This window comes from Achromobacter sp., from assembly GCF_057314935.1.
Map to the genome: position 1 here is coordinate 1 of NZ_DBHKZA010000165.1, position 4,643 is coordinate 4,643.

A 4,643-nucleotide genomic window follows, 5' to 3' on the forward strand; every position below is an offset into this window, starting at 1 on the left:
ATACCGGCGGGGCCCGGCACGCCCACGCGCACGGGATGTTCGATGCCCCGCTCGCGTAGCGTCGTCAACCACGCCAGCACGATGTCGGCATCGAATCCAAACTGCGTGACGATCAGGGGCGTCATGCCGCGTCTGCCGATGCTGTCGCACTTGCGTTCAAGCACCTCCCACCGATCGGCCGCGCTCATGACCGGATGGCCTTCCGGATGCCCGCCTACGCCGACAACCTGGATGCCTGCGCGCTCGAAAACGCCGGTTTCGATCAGCGAGGAACTGTCGGCAAACGGCCCCAGCGGCGTCGACGGATCTCCGGCGATTACGAAGCAGCGCTCGACGCCGGCTTCAGCGACCGCGCGCGTGACGAAGGAATCCAGCTCGGCAAGCGACGCGATACGGCGCGCGGAGAGATGCGGCATGGGTACCAAGCCCAGTGCGCGCACGGCCCGCGCCGCAGCCAGTCGCGAGTTGTCGTCCTGGCCCGGCAGGTAGGGAATGGAAACGGTCGACCCCGGCAATATCCGCGGCGCCGCCGCGGTCAGCGCTGGAATGTCCTTCGCGCTGACTTCCAATGAATAGGCATCGGTGATGTGGCCAGGCGACTTGGGGGAACTGGGATGAATCAAGGGCATCAATGACAGGCACGCCGAACGGCTCGGCTAGCGGTTTACGTTCAACGGTGGGATTCAGCGGGTGACTTCTTGCGCAGGGGCCCAGGTGGCGCCAGCGGCCGGCTGGCGGGCCAGTTCGATGAAGGCCCGCACGTAGTCGATGGCGGTTTCCGCCTCGCGTGCGCCCAGGAAGATCTGTTTCGCGATGCCGCGCGCACCCAGCCGCACAGGCACCACGTCCATCCTGGCCGCGTACTCCTCGACCAGCCAGCGCGGCAAGGCGGCCACGCCGCGTCCGCTGGCCACCATTTGCACCATGATGTCGGTGGTTTCAATGGCTTTGTGGCGCTTGGGCGTCACACCGGCCGGCAACAGGAACTGGTTGTAGATGTCCAGGCGCTCGATGTCCACGGGGTAGCTGATGAGCACTTCCTGCGTCAACTGCTGGGGCTTCACGTACGCGGCCGTTGCCAGGGCATGGCCCTTGGGCACGACCAGCACCTGTTCGTAATCGAACACGGGCTCGAACTTCAGGCCCGGCTTGAACAGCGGGTCGGGCGTGACCAAGAGGTCGATCTCGTAGCCGAAGAGCGCGCCGATCCCGCCAAACTGGAACTTCTGCTTGACGTCCACATCCACGTCGGGCCACGCCGCCAGGTAGGGCGAAACGACCTTGAGCAGCCATTGGTAGCAAGGGTGGCATTCCATGCCGATGCGCAACGCGCCGCGCTCGCCCTGCGCGAACTGGCCCAGGCGCTCTTCGGCCAGATCCAGTTGCGGCAGCACGCGGTTGGCCACCGCCAGCAGGTATTGGCCCGCCTGCGTCAGGCGCAGGCTTCGACCTTCGCGCAGCCAGACGTCGGTGCCCAGTTGCTGCTCCAGCTTCTTCATGCTGTGGCTCAGGGCCGACTGGGTCAGGTTCAGTACGCCCGCGGCGGCCGTCAACGACCCTTGCTTTTCGACCTGCTGGACGATGCTGAGATGGATGCGCTCAAGCATTCAGATGATTTCCGCTCATGGATTCGTGAAATAAAACCATTTTACTTCATCACCCCCCTCACCTAGTATGCGACTCCGGCCAGTTGCTGCAACTGCACAAAAGCAGATGCGGCGCCGCGTAGATCCATTCATGTGAAGCAAAAATGACACGTCCACTCCGTCTAGTAGCCGTTTCCGGCGGACTGCAACGCCCCTCCAAGTCGGCCGCCCTGGCAGAGCACCTGCTGGACCTGATCGCCGATGAAGTCCCGTGTGAGTCCCACCTGGTCGAACTGGGCCTGCTCGCGCCGCAATTGGCTGGCGCGGTTTGGCGCTCACAACTGCCCGCCACCGTGGAGCGGGAACTAGTCGCGGTCGAGCAAGCGGACATCCTCGTGGTGACAACCCCGGTCTACCGTGGCTCGTACACGGGACTGTTCAAGCATTTCTTCGACTTCATTCATCAGGACGCCCTGATCGACAAGCCCGTCTTGCTGGCGGCCAACGGCGGCAGCGAACGCCACGCCCTGATGATCGACCACCAATTGCGGCCGCTGTTCAGCTTCTTCCAGGCACGCACGCTGCCGCTGGGCGTCTACGCGACCGACAAGGATTTCGCCGACTACCGTCTGCAGGACGCAGCCCTGATCGAGCGGGCCAGACTGGCAGTCGAACGGGCACTGCCCTTGGTCGAATTGATGCGCCAGCCCCTATCTGCCGCCGCGGAAGAGGCGATCGCAGCCTGAAGCAAGGCCAATCCGCTTGCCGTTTCAAGGGCGATAGCGTCCAACGGGCAGCAGTCGGACGCCACGCATCGCCGGGGCGGCTAGCGCAGTAATGCGGCTCGCGGGCCATGACCCGCGCCTTGCCCCCAATCGATACCCAATTCAATTCCCCGCATTTTTTCGCAAATTCAGCGTACCTAATCACCATGAGCCAAGATTTCACATTCCGCATCAAGAGCATTTCTTTTGATGAAAACTATCAGCCCTCTGACAGTACGCGCATCACGACGAACTTCGCCAATCTGGCCAGGGGAACGAGCCGCCAAGAGAATTTGCGCAACACCCTGCGGATGATTGACCGGCGTTTCAACAACTTGGCGCATTGGGACAACCCCAAGGGCGATCGCTACGCGGTCGAACTCGACATCATTTCCGTTGAAATGCACCTGGGCGCCGAAGGCGGCAGTGACGCTTTTCCGCTGATTGAGATATTGAAAACCAATATCGTCGACCGGAAAAACAACGAGCGCATCGAGGGCATTACCGGGAACAACTTCTCGTCCTATGTGCGCGACTACGACTTCAGCGTGCTGCTGTCGGAACACAACCACAATAAACCCACCTTCAGCACGCCCGACAATTTCGGCGAATTGCACGGCAAGCTGTTCAAGCACTTTGTCAATTCAAGCACCTACAAAGCGCACTTCAGCAAGCCGCCTGTCATCTGCATCAGCGCGTCGAGCAGCAAGACCTACCACCGGACTGAAAACCAGCACCCCATCTTGGGCGTTGAATATCAGCAAAATGAATTTTCCCCGACGGATCAGTACTTCGAAAAAATGGGCTTGCAGGTCCGCTATTTCATGCCGCCGGGTAGTGCCGCGCCCTTGGCCTTTTACTTCCAGGGCGATCTGCTTGGCCACTACACCAATCTTGAGCTGATCAGCATCATCAGCACGATGGAAACGTTCCAGAAGATCTACCGCCCTGAGATCTACAACGCCAATTCCGCAGCAGGCAAGCTCTATCAACCGAGCCTGAAGAACCAGGATTACTCGGTGACGCAGATTGTCTATGACCGCGAAGAACGCAGCCAGCTGGCCGTCAAGCAAGGGAAGTTCACGGAAGAGCACTTCATCAAGCCTTACGCAAAGACGCTCGAAAGCTGGGCCGCCAACTACGCCCTCTAATCACTCAAAACATACAAGACTACAGATCATGAAAAAACTACTGCCCACCTCGACCGCCGGCAGCCTGCCCAAGCCTTCCTGGCTTGCCCAGCCCGAAAAGCTGTGGTCGCCATGGAAATTGGAAGACCAGGAGCTGGTCGAGGGCAAGCAAGACGCCTTGCGCCTGGCGCTGCAAGAACAACAACATGCCGGCATCGATATCGTCAGCGATGGCGAGCAAACCCGTCAGCACTTCGTCACCACGTTCATCGAGCATCTGGATGGCGTCGATTTCGAAAAGCGCGAAACCGTCCGGATTCGCGACCGCTATGACGCCAGCGTGCCGACCGTCGTGGGCGCCGTGAGTCGCCAGAAACCGGTTTTCGTTGAAGATGCCAAGTTCCTGCGCCAGCAGACCAAGCAGCCCATCAAATGGGCCCTGCCCGGCCCCATGACGATGATCGACACGCTGTACGACGCCCACTACAAGAGCCGCGAAAAGCTGGCCTGGGAATTCGCCAAGATCCTGAACCAGGAAGCCCGCGAACTGGAAGCCGCCGGCGTCGACATCATCCAGTTCGACGAGCCGGCCTTCAACGTGTTCTTCGACGAAGTCAACGACTGGGGCATCGCCACCCTGGAACGCGCCATCGAAGGCCTGAAGTGCGAAACCGCCGTGCACATCTGCTACGGCTACGGCATCAAGGCCAACACCGACTGGAAGAAGACCCTGGGCTCGGAATGGCGTCAGTACGAAGAATCGTTCCCGAAGCTGCAGCAATCCAACATCGACATCATCTCGCTGGAATGCCACAACTCGCACGTGCCGATCGATCTGCTTGAACTGGTTCGCGGCAAGAAGGTGATGGTCGGCGCTATCGACGTGGCCAGCGACAAGGTCGAAACGCCGGAAGAAGTGGCCAATACGCTGAGGAAGGCGCTGCAGTTTGTGGACGCCGACAAGCTGTATCCGTGCACGAACTGCGGCATGGCGCCGTTGTCGCGGGCTATTGCTAAAGGCAAGTTGCTGGCGCTGAGCGAAGGCGCGGAGATTGTTCGCAAGGAACTGCTCGGCTGATCCTGAGCGAAAGCGGTGAGGGGTGCCGAGAGGTTAAAGCGATAAGAAACCAGACTACGGTTTCATCCATCTCAGCCTTCCCCCC

The 4,643-nt window shown here is 60.4% G+C and carries 5 protein-coding genes; 3 read left to right on the forward strand and 2 right to left on the reverse strand.

Features of this window, described 5'->3' with window-relative positions:
* Together ACO6D5_RS29530 and ACO6D5_RS29535 are read right to left on the reverse strand one after the other, a co-directional pair.
* Nucleotides 1–629 (reverse strand): methylenetetrahydrofolate reductase (locus ACO6D5_RS29530; RefSeq protein ID WP_485827359.1); only part of this gene is annotated, 629 nt, incomplete at its 3' end.
* A gap of 54 nt (nucleotides 630–683) precedes the next feature.
* Nucleotides 684–1,607: a LysR family transcriptional regulator gene (locus tag ACO6D5_RS29535; protein ID WP_485827360.1), complete on the reverse strand. Its 924-nt coding sequence runs from the start codon at nucleotides 1,605–1,607 to the stop codon at nucleotides 684–686.
* A 143-nt stretch (nucleotides 1,608–1,750) separates the two neighbouring features.
* Between ACO6D5_RS29535 and msuE the strand changes: the two genes are divergently transcribed.
* From msuE to ACO6D5_RS29550, 3 genes are all read left to right on the forward strand, one after another.
* Entirely contained in the window at nucleotides 1,751–2,332 is a 582-nt protein-coding gene (gene msuE, locus ACO6D5_RS29540) for an FMN reductase (protein WP_485827361.1), read from the forward strand.
* Nucleotides 2,333–2,517: 185 nt separating this feature from the next.
* On the forward strand, nucleotides 2,518–3,501 hold the full coding sequence (locus tag ACO6D5_RS29545; RefSeq protein ID WP_485827363.1) for a DUF1852 domain-containing protein: 984 nt from the start codon (nucleotides 2,518–2,520) through the stop codon (nucleotides 3,499–3,501).
* A 28-nt stretch (nucleotides 3,502–3,529) separates the two neighbouring features.
* Nucleotides 3,530–4,558, forward strand: coding sequence for a methionine synthase (locus tag ACO6D5_RS29550; protein WP_485827362.1), 1,029 nt, complete (start codon nucleotides 3,530–3,532; stop codon nucleotides 4,556–4,558).
* Nucleotides 4,559–4,643: the final 85 nt, after the last annotated feature.

Excerpts from the sequence above, each read along its gene's own strand:
- ACO6D5_RS29535 (WP_485827360.1), bottom strand. The coding sequence starts at position 1,607 with ATGCTTGAGCGCATCCATCTCAGCATCGTCCAGCAGGTCGAAAAGCAA.
- msuE (WP_485827361.1), top strand. The coding sequence starts at position 1,751 with ATGACACGTCCACTCCGTCTAGTAGCCGTTTCCGGCGGACTGCAACGC.
- ACO6D5_RS29545 (WP_485827363.1), top strand. The coding sequence starts at position 2,518 with ATGAGCCAAGATTTCACATTCCGCATCAAGAGCATTTCTTTTGATGAA.
- ACO6D5_RS29550 (WP_485827362.1), top strand. The coding sequence starts at position 3,530 with ATGAAAAAACTACTGCCCACCTCGACCGCCGGCAGCCTGCCCAAGCCT.